At 70.9% G+C, this 16,211-nt stretch carries 17 protein-coding genes; 13 read left to right on the forward strand and 4 right to left on the reverse strand.

Annotation, left to right across the window (positions count from 1 at the left end; genetic code table 11):
- Window positions 1-3 precede the first annotated feature (3 nt).
- The gene (locus tag IEV65_RS02530) at window positions 4-1,017 is read right to left on the reverse strand and encodes a 4-hydroxythreonine-4-phosphate dehydrogenase PdxA (RefSeq protein ID WP_188428024.1); all 1,014 of its coding nucleotides are present in this window, start codon (window positions 1,015-1,017) and stop codon (window positions 4-6) included.
- Complete coding sequence (locus IEV65_RS02535) at window positions 1,014-2,219, reverse strand: CaiB/BaiF CoA transferase family protein (protein WP_188428025.1); 1,206 nt, start codon at window positions 2,217-2,219, stop codon at window positions 1,014-1,016. The genes IEV65_RS02530 and IEV65_RS02535 overlap by 4 nt, the downstream gene beginning before the upstream one ends.
- A 113-nt stretch (window positions 2,220-2,332) precedes the next feature.
- Here IEV65_RS02535 and IEV65_RS02540 point away from each other — a divergent pair, with 113 nt between their 5' ends.
- From IEV65_RS02540 to IEV65_RS02590, 11 genes are all read left to right on the forward strand, one after another.
- Complete coding sequence (locus tag IEV65_RS02540; RefSeq protein WP_188428026.1) at window positions 2,333-3,085, forward strand: GntR family transcriptional regulator; 753 nt, start codon at window positions 2,333-2,335, stop codon at window positions 3,083-3,085.
- A gap of 47 nt (window positions 3,086-3,132) precedes the next feature.
- Entirely contained in the window at window positions 3,133-4,134 is a 1,002-nt protein-coding gene (locus IEV65_RS02545) for a tripartite tricarboxylate transporter substrate binding protein (RefSeq protein WP_188428027.1), read from the forward strand.
- Window positions 4,135-4,209: 75 nt separating this feature from the next.
- A complete protein-coding gene (locus tag IEV65_RS02550; protein WP_188428028.1) occupies window positions 4,210-4,821 on the forward strand; it encodes a tripartite tricarboxylate transporter TctB family protein in 612 nt (203 codons plus the stop codon).
- Between the two features lie 12 nt (window positions 4,822-4,833).
- The gene (locus IEV65_RS02555; RefSeq protein ID WP_188428029.1) at window positions 4,834-6,336 is read left to right on the forward strand and encodes a tripartite tricarboxylate transporter permease; all 1,503 of its coding nucleotides are present in this window, start codon (window positions 4,834-4,836) and stop codon (window positions 6,334-6,336) included.
- 19 nt (window positions 6,337-6,355) lie between these two features.
- A complete protein-coding gene (locus IEV65_RS02560) occupies window positions 6,356-6,901 on the forward strand; it encodes a gamma carbonic anhydrase family protein (protein ID WP_188428030.1) in 546 nt (181 codons plus the stop codon).
- Window positions 6,901-7,677, forward strand: coding sequence for an enoyl-CoA hydratase/isomerase family protein (locus IEV65_RS02565; protein WP_188428031.1), 777 nt, complete (start codon window positions 6,901-6,903; stop codon window positions 7,675-7,677). The genes IEV65_RS02560 and IEV65_RS02565 overlap by 1 nt, the downstream gene beginning before the upstream one ends.
- A 184-nt stretch (window positions 7,678-7,861) precedes the next feature.
- Window positions 7,862-8,632 carry a sugar phosphate isomerase/epimerase family protein gene (locus tag IEV65_RS02570; RefSeq protein ID WP_229734812.1) on the forward strand — a complete coding sequence of 257 codons (771 nt, stop codon included), beginning with the start codon at window positions 7,862-7,864 and terminating at the stop codon, window positions 8,630-8,632.
- The gene (locus IEV65_RS02575; protein ID WP_188428032.1) at window positions 8,629-10,359 is read left to right on the forward strand and encodes a dihydroxyacetone kinase family protein; all 1,731 of its coding nucleotides are present in this window, start codon (window positions 8,629-8,631) and stop codon (window positions 10,357-10,359) included. Before IEV65_RS02570 ends, IEV65_RS02575 begins: the two co-directional genes overlap by 4 nt.
- Window positions 10,356-10,844 (forward strand): ribose-5-phosphate isomerase, encoded by a 489-nt coding sequence (locus tag IEV65_RS02580; protein ID WP_188428033.1) that lies wholly within the window; start codon window positions 10,356-10,358, stop codon window positions 10,842-10,844. Before IEV65_RS02575 ends, IEV65_RS02580 begins: the two co-directional genes overlap by 4 nt.
- Window positions 10,841-11,620, forward strand: coding sequence for a triose-phosphate isomerase (locus IEV65_RS02585; RefSeq protein ID WP_188428034.1), 780 nt, complete (start codon window positions 10,841-10,843; stop codon window positions 11,618-11,620). The genes IEV65_RS02580 and IEV65_RS02585 overlap by 4 nt, the downstream gene beginning before the upstream one ends.
- Window positions 11,621-11,683: 63 nt before the next feature.
- Window positions 11,684-12,832: a 6-phosphofructokinase gene (locus IEV65_RS02590; protein WP_188428035.1), complete on the forward strand. Its 1,149-nt coding sequence runs from the start codon at window positions 11,684-11,686 to the stop codon at window positions 12,830-12,832.
- A 37-nt stretch (window positions 12,833-12,869) separates the two neighbouring features.
- Here IEV65_RS02590 and IEV65_RS02595 read toward each other — a convergent pair whose 3' ends face one another.
- Entirely contained in the window at window positions 12,870-13,220 is a 351-nt protein-coding gene (locus IEV65_RS02595) for a DoxX family protein (RefSeq protein ID WP_188428036.1), read from the reverse strand.
- An 80-nt stretch (window positions 13,221-13,300) separates the two neighbouring features.
- A complete protein-coding gene (locus IEV65_RS02600) occupies window positions 13,301-14,032 on the reverse strand; it encodes an SDR family NAD(P)-dependent oxidoreductase (protein WP_188428037.1) in 732 nt (243 codons plus the stop codon).
- A 117-nt stretch (window positions 14,033-14,149) separates the two neighbouring features.
- On the opposite strand from IEV65_RS02600, the gene IEV65_RS02605 reads away from it, so the two are divergent.
- Both IEV65_RS02605 and IEV65_RS02610 read left to right on the forward strand, forming a co-directional pair.
- Window positions 14,150-14,575 carry a hypothetical protein gene (locus IEV65_RS02605; RefSeq protein WP_188428038.1) on the forward strand — a complete coding sequence of 142 codons (426 nt, stop codon included), beginning with the start codon at window positions 14,150-14,152 and terminating at the stop codon, window positions 14,573-14,575.
- A gap of 128 nt (window positions 14,576-14,703) precedes the next feature.
- A complete protein-coding gene (locus IEV65_RS02610; protein WP_188428039.1) occupies window positions 14,704-16,041 on the forward strand; it encodes an HNH endonuclease signature motif containing protein in 1,338 nt (445 codons plus the stop codon).
- Window positions 16,042-16,211 lie beyond the last annotated feature (170 nt).

Below are 16,211 nucleotides of genomic sequence, written 5' to 3' on the forward strand. Positions count from 1 at the left end.
GGCTCAGCCGCCGGCCGGCTGCGCCGCCCGGGCGAGGGACGCCCGACGACCCAGGTTGGTGGCGATCTCGAAGGCACGCCGGGTGGGGCCGAGGCTCGCCACGCCCTTGCCGACGATGCCGTATGCGGTGCCGTGGGCGGGGGTGGCTATCGGCACAGGCAGGCCCCCCTGAACGGTCACGCCCTGGTCGAAGCCGAGGAGCTTCATCGCGATCTGGCCCTGGTCGTGGTACATCGTGACGACGCCGTCGAAGCGCCCGTCCCGGGCCTCGATGAAGATCGTGTCGCAGGGGAAGGGCCCGGAGGCGTCGATGCCCTCGGCCCGGGCCAGCTCCACGCCAGGCTCGATGTGGTCGATCTCCTCACGCCCGAACTGGCCGTTCTCGCCCGCGTGCGGGTTGAGCGCGCAGACGGCCAGACGGGGACTCTCGGCGCCGTTGTCCCGGACGACCTGGTGCAGCAGGCGCGTCGCGTCCAGGACCGACCGCGCGCTGATCCGCCGAGACACCTCCGAGAGCGCCACGTGCGAGGTGACGCGCGAGGTGGTCAGGCCAGGCACGAAGTTGAGCTCGGACGTGGTGCCGTCCCAGCCGAGCTCCTTGGCGAACCACCGCAGCTCGTCCTCCTCGTGCATCCCCGCCCAGTGCAGGGCGCTCTTGTTGAGGGGGGTGAACATGATCGCGTCGACCGAGTCCGACCTGTAGAGGTCGAGGCAGTGCAGCAGGTCGGTCATCGCGCGCCGGCCACCCTCCACGGTGGCCCGGCCGCGGGCAACCGGGCGGTCCCCTAGCTGGGGCGGCACCAGGGTCACGTGGCCGGCGGTCGGCTCGGGGGAGGTGGGCACCTGCACCCCGGCCTCCTCGCAGGCCGCGTCGAGCTCGGCCGGGGTCGCGAGGAGCCGCACGTCGGCCTGGTCCAGGGTGTCGGGCTCGGCCAGGAGGCGCACGGCCAGCTCAGGGCCGATCCCGGAGGGGTCGCCCATGGTCATCGCGATCCGGGGGCGCAGTGCGTCGGTCATCGTGTGGTTCCTCTCGCGGCGTCAGTGGTGTCGTTCGCGGTGTCGGCCGGATCCTCGGCGTGGGGGAGAACGGTGTCGTTGTCCGCACCCAGCACGGGCCCGGCGGAACGGCGCACCGTCGGCGTCCGGGAGAACCGCATGGGGGAGCCGAGCTGGCGGACCTTGCCCATGACCGGGTGCGGGGAGTCCCAGAAGAAGTCCCTGGCCAGGAGGTGCTCGTCGGTGAACACCTGGGCGTAGTCGCTGATCGGGGCGCACGGAACCCCGGCCTCGTTGAGCAGCTCCACGATCTCGGCGGTGGTGCGCGTCGAGGTCTCGGCCTCGATCTCGGCGATGAGCTCCTCGCGGTGCTCAAGCCGCTCCCACGCGCCGGCATACCGGGGGTCCTCGAGGAGGGACATCAGGCCGAGCGTCTCGCAGAAGGCCTTCCAGTTGCGGGGTGTCGTCGCCCCGATCGTGACGTAGCCGTCCTGGGTGACGACCGCCTGGTAGGGAGCCTGGTTCTGGTGCGCCGACCCGTTCGGGCCGCCGACACGACCGTCTGTGAAGAAGCCACCCGCCTCCCAGACGGCCAGGGACACACCACTCTCCATCAGGGACACGTCGATGTACTGGCCCTCGCCGCTACGGTCGCGTTCCCGCAGGGCGGCGACCACCGCGAGCGCGACGTACAGCGCCGCGGTCAGGTCGCAGATCGGTACGCCCACCTTCGCCGGCGGCATCCCGGGGTGACCGGTGATGCTCATCAGGCCGCTGCGTGCCTGGGCCATGATGTCCAGCCCCGGAAGGGGGCTCAGCGGTCCGTCCTGCCCCCAGCCGGAGGCGGAGGCGTAGACGAGGCGCGGGTTGACCTCGTGCAGGTCACCCCAGCCCAGGCCGAGCCGCGACAGCGTGCCAGGCCGCAGGTTCTCCACCAGTACGTCGGCCCGGCGCGCCAGCTCGAGGAAGGCCGCCCTGCCCTCTTCGCTCTTGAGGTCCATCGTGACCGACTCCTTGTTGCGGTTCAGCAGCGCGAAGGGGGCGCTCTCGCCCTCGACGTGCGGGCCGGTCGCGCGGGTCTGGTCACCTCCCTGCGGGTTCTCCACCTTGATGACCCGGGCCCCGAGGTCGGCCAGCTGCATCGTGGCGAACGGCCCGGCCATGAAGACGCCGATCTCCAGAACGGTGACCCCTGCGAGCGGGGCGGTCGAGGTGTCGGTCATGGGCATCCTCCAGCAACAAAAGTTCTTCGGCCGCATCGTTGCGTTCCGGTGTGACCTGGGCTATATTCTCTCGCACACTGTATACCAAGTACAGGACCGTTCGGAGGTGACGCATGACGACGCTCGCGACCCGCAAGCTGTCCGAGACGCCGAGTCTTGCGGTGCTCGCCGCCGAGCGGATCGAGCGCGGGATCCTCATCGGGGACTACGTCCCCGGGCAGCGCCTCACCGAGGAGTTTCTGTGCGCCGAGCTCGGCGTGTCCCGGCCCCCCATCCGCGAGGCGCTCCAGTCCCTGGCGCGGATGGGGCTCGTGGAGCACCAGCCGCGGCGGGGCGCCAGGGTGACTCCCCTGACGCAGCACGACGTCTACGAGATCGTCACGCTGCGCAAGGAGCTGGAGCTTATGTCTCTGCGGCTCGCTCTGCCGGACCTGCGCCCCGACCGGGTCCAGCGGTGTCACGACCGCCTCTCGGACATGGAGATGATCGTCGACACCGGGGACGAGGCCGCGATGATCGCCGCGGGGTTCGACTTCCACATCGCGCTCGTGGGCCTCGCCGGTCACTCGCGGGTCGAGGACACCTACCACCGGATGGCGATGCAGCTGCAGCTGTGCATGGCCATGAACAACCAGGCAAGGAGGACCATCGAGGACCTCGAGGGCAACGTGCAGCGACACCGCGACCTCCTGGCCGCGGTGCTGACGGGCGAGCTTGAGGTGGCGTCCACGGCGCTGCGCAACCACGGGGACGGCACCTTCCTCCTCGAGGTCGTCGACACCCTGCCCGGCGCCACCACGGAGTCGCGGGAGTGGCTCCAGCAGCTGAGGGCCGGCGGCGCCGGCGTGCCGCTGCAGACCACCTGACACGTCCACTTCGACGACATATCACCACCTATCAAGGGAGATAGAACATGACCGCACACAAGCGCACCCGTGGTGCTCTGGCCGCGCTCGGGACGGTGAGCCTCATCGCGCTCACCGCCTGCGGGAACGGCGGGGACGCCGGAGACGGCGGAGACGGCGGATCGACCGGCGGAGGCGGGTTCGAGCCCGGCAACGTCACGATGATCGTCCCCTTCGCGGCGGGCGGCGGCAGCGACATTGCCGGCCGGGCGACGGCCGCCGGCTTCGAGGAGGTCTCGGACGCCACGATCACCGTCCGCAACATCGACGGCGGCTCGGGTGCCGTGGGCTACTCGGAGTTCCTCGGGGAGGCCGGCAACGGCAACGTCCTCCTGGCGACGGAGACCGCGCTGATCGCCCTGCCGGCGACCCAGGACGTGGAGTTCACCTACGAGGACTTCACCCCGATCATGATGCTGGGCGAGGACTACACCCTGATCGTCGTCAACGCGGACTCCGAGCTCCAGACGTGCCCCGACCTGGTCGAGAAGGCCAAGAGCGAGGGCGCCGACGTCGGCATCTCCGGGGCGACCGGCCTGGACAACATCGTCTTCACGCTGATGGAGGAGGAGACCGGCGCCAGCTTCAACCGCGTGCCCTTCGAGTCCGGCGCCGAGCTGCTCACCGCCCTGCTCGGCGGACAGGTCGAGGCGATCTCGGTCAACCCGGGTGAGGTGAGCGGACAGATCGAGTCCGGCGATGTCCGTCCGCTGTGCGCCGCGGCGCAGGAGCGCTACGAATACGAGATGCTCGCCGACGTCGAGACGGCCGCCGAGCAGGGCATCGACGTCTCGTTCGCGCAGTTCCGCGGCGTCCTGGCCCCGGGTGACATCTCCGAGGAGGCCCGTGACTACTGGATCGGCGTCGGCGAGGAGTTCGTGGAGACCGATGCCTACACGGAGTACATCGAGAGCAACATGATGCAGCCGACGGCGGCCTTCGGTGACGACTTCACCGCCGTGCTCGAGGAGAACGACCGCATTCTGCGCGAGGTCGTCGGGCAGCAGTGACAGCCCCGGCGGGCACCCCGGACAGCCGGGGTGCCCGCCGGCCGGACCAACCCCTTCAAGGACGGAGTGTGTGACGTGACGGGTGCAGACGAGCCCGCGCTCGCGGAAGAGCGCAGCGGCCCGTCCCGGGCGGACGTGATCGGGACGGCCATCGTCCTGGTGGTCGGTCTCGTGGTCGCGGTGATGGGCTGGGGCTACGGCTTCCAGGCGGACAACGGCCAGGTCGGTCCTGGCTTCCTGCCGGTACTGACCGGGAGCTTCATCGTCGTCGCCTCCGCGCTCGAGCTCCTCCGCATGTTCCTCGCGCCCACCGCCCCGGTAGAGGGCTCATTTATGGAGGGGGTCGAGAAGGTCGAGGCCCGCGCCAAGGAGGAGCTGGCCAGGGCTATGGCCGAGTCGGGCGGTGGGGAGAAGGAGGAGCTCGACGTCTTCGGCCGCACCCACCGGCAGCGCGGCCGAGCGGTCCAGCTGGTCTTCGGCGTGATGTTCGTCGCGATTCTGCTCATCCCCCTCCTGGGGCTGCTGCTGTCCATGACCCTGATGACCTTCGTGATCCTGCGGTTCATCGAGAGCAGGGGGTGGCTCATGTCGGCCGCCGTCAGCGCCGGAGCCTTCCTCTTCTTCTTCCTCATCTTCCGACTCGCGCTCGGCCTGCCGCTTCCCACCGGCATGCTCGGGCTGGTCTGACAAGGCGCGCACATGCTGGACAACCTCGTCCTCGGCTTCCAGACAGCCATCACCCCCGAGAACCTGCTCTTCTGCCTCGTCGGCGTGGTCCTGGGGACAGTCATCGGGATGCTTCCCGGGCTGGGCTCGGCCACTGGTGTCGCCATCCTGCTGCCGGTCACGCTGAGCCTTGACCCTGTCACGGCGTTGATCATGCTCGCGGGCATCTACTACGGCAGCCAGTACGGCGCCTCGACCAGCGCCATCCTCATCTCCACGCCAGGAGACTCCTCCAGTGTGGTGCTGTCCCTGGACGGCTACCAGATGGCGAGACGGGGCCGGGCGGGAGCCGCTCTGTCGATCTCGGCGATCGCGTCCTTCATCGCGGCGATCGTGTCGCTGGTCGGACTCATGGCCCTGGCGCAGCCGATCGCCCGGTGGGCCCTGAACTTCGGTCCGCCGGAGAACCTCGCCATCATCCTGCTCGGTCTGGCGACGATCGTGTCGTTCGCCGGGGAGAACGTGCTGCGGGGCATCACCATGGCGGCGCTCGGGCTGGCGGTCTCGATGATCGGCGTCGCCTCCGGCTTCTCCACCGCCAGGTTCACCTTCGGCAGCATCAACCTGCTCAGCGGACTGCAGTTCGTGGCCGTCATGCTCGGCATCTTCGCCATCGGGGAGGTGCTGAACCAGATCAGGGCGGGGGGTGTGACGCCCATACGGGCCAGGTTCCGCGACCTGCTCATCACGCGGACAGAGCTGCGCAGGTCGGTGGCGCCGACGCTGCGGGGCACCGGCCTCGGCTTCATCGTCGGCGTGCTCCCCGGTGCCGGCGCGACCTTAGCCTCCTTTATGGCCTACGGGGTGGAGAAGCAGGTGAGCCGCTACCGCCACGAGATGGGCAACGGCGCTCCCGAGGGGGTGGCCTCGCCCGAGGCGGCCAACAACGCGGCCGCCAACGCCAGCTTCATCCCTACGCTGGCGCTCGGTATCCCGGGCAGCGGGACGACCGCGATCCTGCTGGGTGCGTTCATCATGTTCGGCCTTCAGCCGGGTCCGCTCCTGTTCGCGCAGCAGCCGGACCTGGTCTGGGGGCTCCTCGTCTCGTTCTTCTTCGGCAACCTGATCCTGCTGCTGCTGAACCTGCCGATGGCCCCGGTCTTCGCCCAGGTGCTGCGGGTCCCCTACGCCTACCTCTACCCCCTGGTGCTCTTCGTCAGCCTCGTCGGAGCCTTCGCGCTCGGCAACAACACCTTCACCGTCTGGGTCGTCTTCTTCGCGGGGCTGCTGGGCTACTTCATGAAGCGGTTCGACTTCCCCGCAGCGCCGTTCGTCCTCGGACTGGTCCTGGGCCCCCTCCTGGAGCGGGCCCTGGTGCAGACCTCGGCGATGGGGCACGGCAGCCTCCTCATCCTCCTCCAGCGCCCGGTGTCGGCCGTTCTGCTCGTCGTGGCGCTGCTGGCGCTCTCCCTGCCCCTCATCTCCTCCGTCATCGGGCGCTACCGCCGTCGCCACCCCGCCCGCCAGGACATCTGACTACTCACAGGAGAGATCCATGACCCCATCCGCACACCTGGTCTCCTATCGCGGCAAGAGCCCCTCCGTCAGCGCCGATGCATGGCTGGCACCCGGGGTCGTCCTGGTCGGGGACGTCCGCGTCGAGGCCGGCGCCAGCATCTGGTTCGGCACCGTCGTGCGCGCCGAGGACGGAGCCGTCGTCATCGAGCAGGACGCCAACATCCAGGACGGGTGCGTCCTGCACGCCGACCAGGGGCACGTGCTCACCGTGGGGGCCAACACGTCCGTCGGGCACCGGGCCGTGCTGCACGGCTGCACGGTAGGACGTGACGCCCTCGTCGGCATGGGTGCGGTCGTGCTCAACGACGCCGTGATCGGCGCCGGCGCGATGTTGGCCGCCGGCGGCGTGGTCCTCGAGGGGACCCACATCCCGGACGGGGGGCTGGCCGCGGGCGTCCCGGCCAAGGTACGTCGCGAACTGAGCACGGAGGAGCGTGAGCAGGTGCGGCAGAACGGACGCATCTACACCGGCCTGCGGGACGACTACGCCGCCATCCTTCCCACGACGTCCGAGCAGCGGTGATGGAGGGCCACGACATCCTCGTCGAGAAGCAGGACGGGGTGCTGACGGTCACCTTCAACCGGGTCCGCCAGCGCAACGCGATGACCTGGGAGATGTACCACGGTCTGTACGACGCCTGCGAGCAGGCTGACGCAGATCCGCAGGTCCGGGTGATGGTGCTGCGCAGCTCCAGCGAGAAGGCCTTCATCGCCGGGACCGACATCGCCCACTTCCAGTCCTTCGACGGAGGGCAGGACGGGCTCACCTACGAGACGAGCATCGGCCGCTGTGTCAACCGGCTCGAGGACGTCGACGTCCCGACGGTCGCGGCGATCCAGGGTTACTGCGTCGGGGGCGGCCTGGCCATCGCGAGCGTGTGCGACCTGCGCGTCGCCACGCCCTCGGCCCGCTTCGGTGCGCCGATCGCCAGGACGCTGGGCAACTGCCTGTCCATGAACACCTACTCGATCCTGCTCAGCCAGGTCGGGCCCTCGGTCGCGCTGGACATGCTCCTGCGCGCCCGCATGGTGACCGGCGAAGAGGCGAAGGCCCTCGGTTACGTGGCCGAGCTCGTCGAGGACGAGTCGCTGGAGGCCTGCCTCACGGAGGTGACCGACACGCTGCTCGCCCACGCGCCGCTGTCGATGTGGGCGGCGAAGGAAAGTCTGCGCCGATTCCGCCGTGCCAACGTCCCGTGGGGCGACGACATCGTCCAGCGCGTCTACTCCAGCCGGGACTTCGAGCAAGGGGTGGAGGCCTTCACGAGCAAGGGGCAGCCCTCCTGGGAGGGCAGATGACCGAGGTTCCTTCACCCTGGTCGGCGGCTGACTGGCCCATCGGCATGTCCACGCTGCCGCTGTCGAGCAGCTTCACGGACGGCCATGACGACTCCGCCGCCCTGCGCATGAGTGGCTACGGGACCTGCGCGAGATCGCGGCCCTCGGGTTCTCCCACGTCGAGCTGACCGACGCCTGGCTCCCGGTGGCCGACCTGGAGCGCTCCCGACGGGAGGAGCTGCGATGGGCCCTGCAGGAGGCCGGGCTCGGCGTGGTGGCGATGACCGTGTCGCGCCGCTCCGTCCTCGACCCCGACCTCGGCGAGGTCAACCTGGCCTACTCCCACCGGGCCGTCGACGCCGCCGCCGAGCTCGGCACGGGGGTCGTCTGCCTCGGGCTCCACCGTCCGCTGACCGAGGCCCAGCGCGCGGCGCACTGGTTCTGGCTGGAGCCTGGCGCGAGCGACCCGCTCGACACGGACACGTTCGAGCGCGTCGTCACGCGTTTCCGGGAGATCGGCCGGCACTGCGCAGATCTGGGGCTGCAGCTCTCCCTCGAGATCTACGAGGACACCCTGCTCGGCACCGTCGACGGCGCGCTGCGCCTGCTCGAGGCGATCGGTCTGGACAACGTCGGGCTCAACCCGGACGTGGCCAACCTCGTCCGGCTCCACCGGCCTAAGGAGGGGTCCTGGTTCGAGGACCTGAGCAGGCTGCTCCCGGTGTCCAACTACTGGCACGTGAAGAACTACCTCGTCGACCACGACCCCGCGACAGGAGCCTGGTCCAGCGCGCCGACCACCCTCGAGCTGGGCGTGCTCAACTACCGGGCGCTCCTGCAGGTCGCCCTCGACCACGGCTTCGCCGGCCCGTTGTGCTGCGAGCACTACGGCGGGGACGCGCTGGGCGTCGGGGCGACGAACCTGGCCTACCTGCGGCGCACCCTGTCCACGAAGATCAGAGAGGTGATCGCATGACCTGGCTGCTGAACGACCCGGCGGACTTCGCGCGGGAGGCGCTCGAGGGCTTCTGCGCCGCGCATCCGGAGTACGTCCAGGCCGTCCGGGGAGGAGTCCTTCGGGCCACCGCGAGCCCGGAGGGCGAGGTGGCTCTCGTGGTCGGGGGCGGGTCCGGGCACTATCCCGCCTTCGCCGGCTGGGTGGGTCCTGGTATGGCGCACGCCGCCGTGTGCGGCAACCTCTTCGCTTCACCGTCGGCCTCCCAGGCCCACTCCGTGGTCTCGTCCGTCGACAACGGCGGCGGCGTCGTCCTGGCGTTCGGCAACTATGCCGGAGACGTGCTCCACTTCGGCCAGGCCGCGGAGCGGCTGCGGGCCGAGGGCGTCGACGTCCGGGTGGTCACCGTGTCGGACGATGTGGCGTCGAACACTCCCGACAAGCACCGCGACAGACGGGGCATCGCCGGCGACCTGCCGGTCGTCAAGACCATGGGCGCCGCCATCGCCCGCGGCGCGGACCTCGACGAGGTCGAGCGGCTGGGCTGGAAGGCCAACGACGCGACGCGGACCCTGGGTGTGGCCTTCGACGGGTGCACCCTGCCGGGACAGGACGCCCCGCTGTTCTCGCTGCGGGAGCGCCGCATGGGCGTCGGCCTGGGGATCCACGGCGAGCCCGGGGTCCGTGAGGAACCGCTGGCCAGCGCGGCCGAGGTGGCCGACCTCCTCGTGGACGGCGTCCTCGCCGAGGAGCCTTCGCGAGGAGCCGGTTACGCGGGGCGGGCCGCGGTCATCCTCAACGGGCTGGGCACGGTCAAGTACGAGGAGCTCTTCGTCGTCTACCGCCGCGTGGCGCAACGTCTCCAGGACGCCGGCATCACGCCGGTGCAGCCTGAGGTCGGCGAACTGGTCACGAGCCTGGACATGGCCGGGCTGTCGCTGACCCTCGTCTACCTCGACGACGAGCTGGAGAGCCTGTGGGTCGCTCCGGCCGACACCCCGGCCTTCCGCCGGGGCGAGGTCCGCCCGTCAGCTCCGAGGCGACCCCCGTTGGTCGAGGAGGAGGGCGGCCAGGAGCCGGTGCCGCCCTCGTCCGAGGCGTCCCGCCGTGCCGCGCGCACGCTGCTCGGGCACCTCGAGGCGGTGGCCGAGAGCGCGAAGGGGCACGAGTCTCACTTCGCCACCCTCGACTCCGTCGCCGGGGATGGGGACCACGGCCAGGGGATGTCATTCGGGTCCAAGGCGGCCCACGAGGCCGCCCGCGCGGCCGTGGCCGAAGGCGCCGGCGCCCGCACCACCCTGGTGCGCGCGGGCGCGGCATGGGCGGATGCGGCCGGCGGGACCTCGGGCGCGCTCTGGGGCGCCCTGCTGACGGCGGCGGGCGGCGCGCTCTCCGACGAGTCTGACGAGACCACCAAGGAGGACGTCATACGGGCCGCGGAGGCCGGTGGTCAGGCGGTCCTGCGTCTGGGCGGTGCAGCTGTCGGGGACAAGACGATGGTGGATGCGCTGGTGCCCTTCCTCCGCACGCTGCGGTCCGAGGCCAGTGGTGGTGCTGACGAAGCCTGGCGCGCAGCGGCGACGCACGCCCACGAGGCAGCGGAGAGCACGGCCGACCTGGTCGCGCGCCGGGGCAGGTCACGTGTCCTGGGAGAGCGCAGCCTGGGTACGCCCGACCCGGGCGCCATTTCGTTCGCAGTACTCATGAGCGCGGTCGCCGAGCGGCTGGGCAGGGAGGAGACATCATGAACCTTCGTATCGCCGTGGGCGGGGACAGCGCCGGGGTTGGCTACAAGGACGCGCTCGCCGAGGACCTCCGCCGGGACGCGCGCGTCTCCGACGTCGTCGACGTCGGCATCGCCGAGGGAGACGACGTGGACTACCCCCATGTCGCGGTGCGTGCGGCTCGACTCGTGGCCTCCGGCGAGGTCGACCGGGCCCTCCTGGTGTGCGGCACCGGCCTGGGCGTCGCGATCTCGGCCAACAAGGTGACCGGCGTGCGCGCCGTCACCGCGCACGACTCCTACTCCGTGGAGCGCTCGGTGCTGTCGAACAACGCCCAGGTGCTGTGCCTCGGTCAGCGGGTCATCGGGCTGGAGCTCGCGCGTCGGCTGGTGCGGGAGTGGCTCGGCTACGAGTTCGACCCGACCTCCGCCTCGGCACCCAAGGTGGCGGCGATCGACAACTACGACGAGGGTTTCGAACCGGACCGTACGGGGACAGCCTGCTCATGACCATCTGGGTGGGGACGTCGTGGAAGATGACGAAGACACTCTCCGAGGCGGAGGACTTCGCGCAGGGGCTCGCAGCACGCCGGCGCGAGACCGGCTGGCCGGGCGTGCAGGCCTTCGTCATCCCCTCCTTCACGTCTCTCCACCTCGTGGCCGGCGTCCTGGAGGGGAGCGGCGTCCTCGTCGGTGCCCAGAACGCACATTGGGAGGACGACGGTGCGTGGACCGGTGAGGTCTCCGTCCCGCAGGTAGCCGACGCGGGAGCGGTCCTGGTCGAGATCGGCCACTCTGAGAGACGCATGCACTTCGCCGAGACCGACGACACCGTGCGAATGAAGGTGGCTGCCACGCTGCGCCACGGCCTGACGCCGCTCGTCTGTGTGGGGGAGCCGGAGGAGGTGCTCCGGGAGGGGCGCAGCGCCGACTTCGTCAGCGCGCAGCTCGAGGCCGCCCTCCAGGGCGCGGTGGACAGTCCGGACGACGCCACGGTCCTGGTCGCCTACGAGCCGGTCTGGGCGATCGGAGAGCATGGACGCCCCGCACGGCCGGAGGAGATCAGCGGCGTGTTGGGGCTCCTGCACTCCCGCTTCGGAGACCGCGTCTCGGGCTTCCTCTACGGTGGCTCGGTCGCCGAGGACACCGTCGCGCGCACGCTGGAGGTTCCGCACGTCGACGGGGTGTTCGTGGGTCGGTCGGCGTGGGCGCTGCCGGGTTTCCTCGGGATCCTGGATACCGCCGCCTCCTCAGCGCCGCACGCGCGTCGCCCTCGACTACCGTGAGCCGGACCACATACTGACCCACGCGGACCCGCGGGGCAGGCAGCCGGCAGGACGGAGAGCGACGTGCGTATCGGCATCCTCACCGGGGGCGGCGACGTCCCGGGTCTCAACCCGTGCATCAAGGCCGTGGTCAACCGGGTCTACGAGCACGGCCACCAGGTCACCGGCATCCGCCGCGGGTGGGGCGGCCTGCTGAGCACGGACCTGGACGACCCCGCCTCGCGGGCCGCCAACCTGATGGAGCTCGACCCCGTCGCTGTCCGCACCGTCGACCGGACCGGCGGCACCTTCCTGCACAGCTCCCGCACCAACCCCGGCCGGGTGAAGACGGCCGACGTGCCCGACTTCCTCACCGGCTCGGTCAGCGGTGACGGCCCGCACGACCTCACGCCCCACGTGCTGAGGGTGATCGAGGACGCCGGCATCGACGTGCTCATCCCGATCGGTGGCGACGACACGCTGTCCTACGGGCTGCGCATGCACGAGGAGGGTGTGCCGACCATCGCCATCCCCAAGACGATGGACAACGACGTCAACGGCACCGACTACTGCATCGGGTTCTCCACGGCGGTGACCCGCGGCGTGCAGTTCATCCACAACCTACGCACCTCCACGGGCTCGCACGAGCGGATCGCCGTCGTCGAGCTCTTCGGCCGCTACTCCGGGGAGACCTCGCTGATCACGGCATACCTCGCGGGGGTCGACCGGGCCCTGATCCCCGAGGTGCCCTTCGACCTCGACCGGGTCTGCGAGCTGCTGCTGGCCGACAAGGCGCGCAACCCCTCCAACTACGCCATGCTGACGATCTCCGAGGGGGCGACGATCAAGGGCGGCGACATGATGCTCTCGGGCGAGGCGGACGCCTACGGCCACCGCAAGCTCGGCGGCATCGGCCAGCTCACCGGGGCACTCATCAAGGAGCGGACCGGCGAGGACATCGTCTACCAGCAGGTGGGCTACCTCATGCGCTCGGGCAGCCCCGACTCCCTCGACCTCATGGTGGCCACGAACTACGCCGTCATGGCCGCCGACCTCGCCCTGGACGGCTCGACCGGGCGGATGGTCGCGCTGCGCAACGGCAGCTACAGCAGCGTGCCGATCTCGGTGACGGGCGAGGGGGTCAAGCGGGTGGACGTCGGTGAGCTGTATGACGTGCCGAACTACCTGCCGAAGGTGCGGCACGTGCGCGGCAAGCCGATGTTCCTCTACTGAGGGTGCTCTTCGTGAGCCGCGGGACCAACGCCCCGCGCTAGGACCGACTCCGCCGCAGCCAGCCGCCGCCGTAGAGAGCGGCCAGCACCAGCACGGGCTGGAAGAAGAGCCGCACCAGCCGCTTGCGGTCGGTGTCCAGCCCGAAGGCGTCCGTGCCCTCGAGGTACTGGGCGACGTTGCCGGGGAAGATGACGACGAAGAACGCCGCGAGCAGCCCACCGATGAGTCTCTTGTGGCGGGGGAGCGCGACGTAGGCGGCTCCCAGCGCGATCTCGACGACGCCGGAGGAGACGACCGTGAGGTCCTCGTCGAGCGGGAACCAGCCGGGCACCTGGGCCTGGAACTCCTGCCGCTGAGTCGTCAGGTGGGCGATCCCGGCAGCGACCATGGCCGCCCCGAGGGTGACGCGCGTGACCGTCCGGGTCAGCGAGGCGCGCGTCCTGTCACCGCGTGAGCGACTCCTCCGGATCACTGCCCGGCCGCCACCGGCGCGGGGGCGAACTCCGCCGGCCCCACGACCCGCTCACGGTCCACGATCGCCTGCACCATGCGGGCGGCGACGTGGTCCGGGTCCAGACCCGTGGGCATCGTCGGCGCCGTGCCGCTGAGAGCGCGCTCGGCGAGTCCCGTCTCGGTGTGCGGCGGGCGCAGGTCAATGACGTCCACGCCGTCGCGGCGCAGCTCGCGGGCCAGCGAAGAGCTGGCCGCGGCGAGCCCGGCCTTGCTCGCGCCGTACGCCGCCATCCCCGGGAACGCCTGCTCGGCGACCACGCCGGTGATCTGGGCGACGAAGCCGCTGGAGCGCTGCAGGAGCGGCACCACGCGGCGCAGCAGGCAGAGCGGTCCCACCAGGTTGGTGAGGGCCAGCTGCTCGGCGACGTCGTCGGGCAGCTCGCTGACCGGCCCGAACGCCACGACCCCGGCCGCGTTGACCAGCCCGTCGAGGCGCCCGCCGAAGTGCTCCTCCACGACCGACACCAGACGGTCGCCGAGGCTGCTGTCGGACAGGTCCCCGACGACGACCGCGCCGCCGCGGGCCAGGGGCCACAGCCGCTGCTCGTCACGACCGACCACGGTGACGGTGGCGCCGCGCTCGTGGAGCAGCTCGACCAGTCGCGAGCCGAGCGCCCCGCTCGCGCCTACCACCGCCACGTGCGAGCCGCGCAGGTCCCGGATGCTGGGGCGTTGTGTGCCGCTCACGGTGACTCCTCTCGATGTCTATGGTCTGTCCATAGTTTGTCTAGAGTATGCCGTGTTCGTCCCCGCGTCCACCTGGGCCCGTTGACCAGTGGGCTGCGCCGGTCCCACACTGGGCGGATGGATCTCACAGGGGGAGCCGCGGTCCGGGGCAGGCGCCTGCTCCTCTCCGCTCGCGTCCTCGCCACCGCCTTTGGCCTCTTCCAGCTCGCCGGTGTGTTCTTCTTCACCGTCCTCGCCCCTGAGGAGGCGGTCTGGCTCGGCCCGCTGATCGACGTCCCGGTCGTAGCGGTGATGGTCCTGGGCATGCTGCTCAAGGTGGCGTGCGGTGTCTGGCCCAGACTGAGTGATGAGCGCCGGATCCGCGTCGGACTGGCTGGTGCGATCATCGGGATCGCGATCACGCTCCTCAAGATCCCGCTGTACGACGAGCCTGAGGGCGTCATCTTCCTGGCTGTCGATGCGGGTCTGCTCGTCCTGCTGCTCCTAGCCAGGCGGAAGCTCGGCGTCGGCGCGGGTCGAAGCGTCGCGCGGATGCCGGCCTGACTGCGCGGTGCTCCCGATAGACGTCGGGTTGACGGGCTCACAGCGCCAGGCGTCGGCGCCGAGCGGGTGAAGGGCCGGCATACCTGCAGGTCAGCGGGGCTGTCGGTGGGCGCTCCTAGGCTTGGGGTATGTCGCAGACCTGGGGCGGGGAGGTGCTCCGGACGACCTATCGCGAGGTCGTCCGGGACGGCGCGGTGCCGACCGTGCGGCCGGTGGGGGAGCGGGTGGTCGGCCTCCTGGGCGAGACCGGCCGGGAGGCTGCGTGTGCCGAGCTGAGCGTGCGGGGGTCGTCCCTGCTGCAGGACGCCGAGGTGAGCACTGGCCTGGAGGGGCTTTCCCGGGCGACAGCGACGCTGGAGCGGGTGCGACTGCGGCTGGCGTGCGAGGCGGCCGAGCGGGGGCTGCACACCATCGACGGTTTCGGCCTGGTCGACTGGTTGGCGCTGCGGTGCCCGGACCAGGAAGCACGGCAGGTGCGCGACCTCGCGCGCGTGGCCATGGCCAGCAGGGAGGCCGTGCACGAGCCACTGTTGCGCGGCGTCCTCAACGGCGGCATGACCGTGGCCCGGGCGGCGACGGTGCACCGGGCGCTGTCGAGGATCCGTCGGGCTATCACGGCGGAGGAGTACGCGCAGGCCGTGGCGCTGCTGGCCGACGCGGCCTGCAACCCGCTCTTCGACGACAAGGACCTCGCGCGGATCATCGCGGAGCTGCTGCGCCGGTGCCTGCCCGAGAAGGACCACGACGACCGACGGCGGTCCCGGCACCAGCTGCGGGACGTCCACGAGTCGAACCTGGCCGGCGGGACGGTCAAGAGGATCATCGTGACGTTCGGTGACGACGCCGACTACGAGGCGGTGCGCGCGATCCTCACGTCACCGCTGGCCGCGCCGGCGTCAAAGGAGGAGCGCGCGGCCACGGGAGAGCCTGACCTTCGCACCCCGGGCAACCGACGTTACGACGCCTTGATGACGGTGATCCGTCGCGGCGTGGCCGGCACGGCAGGGCAGCCCACGACACCGAAGGCGACGCTGGTGGTCACCCTGGACTGGGAGACGCTCAGGCGGCAGCTGCTCGAGACTCGTGGGCGGCAGCCGGGCTGCGGGTCAACCCTGGAGGGCGCGTCCGTGAGCGCCGAGAGCATCCGCCGGCTGGCCTGCGAGGCCGACATCATCCCGCTGGTGCTGGGTGGCCCCAGCGAGATCCTCGACCAGGGCCGCCGGCGCCGCCTGGTCACGCCAGGACAACGGCTGCGGCTGGCCGCAAGGGACCGGGCCTGCACCATCCCGGGGTGCACGGTGCCGGCGACCTGGTGCGACGCGCACCATGTGGTGCCCTGGGCCCTCGGCGGAGCGTCGGACCTGTCGAACTACGCCCTGCTGTGCCCGCGGCACCACACCTGGGTCCACGACCGAGGGCTGAGCGCCACGGTCGACGAGCTCGGCGTGCGCTGGCACCTGCGATGACCCCGCCCCGCACCCGGCCAGCGACGGCCGGGTCACAGTCATGTCGACCGCTGCTGGCCGCCGCCCGCCATCCCCGCACGCAGAGGGCGCCGGCGGGCTCGGTGGCCGGGGTGCCTGAGCCCACACGCACGCGGATGCTGCTCGGGCCCTCTCAGTAGGGTGAGCCCACC

The sequence above is a fragment of the Ornithinimicrobium tianjinense genome (assembly GCF_014636495.1).
Taxonomy (GTDB): Bacteria; Actinomycetota; Actinomycetes; order Actinomycetales; family Dermatophilaceae; genus Ornithinicoccus; species Ornithinicoccus tianjinensis.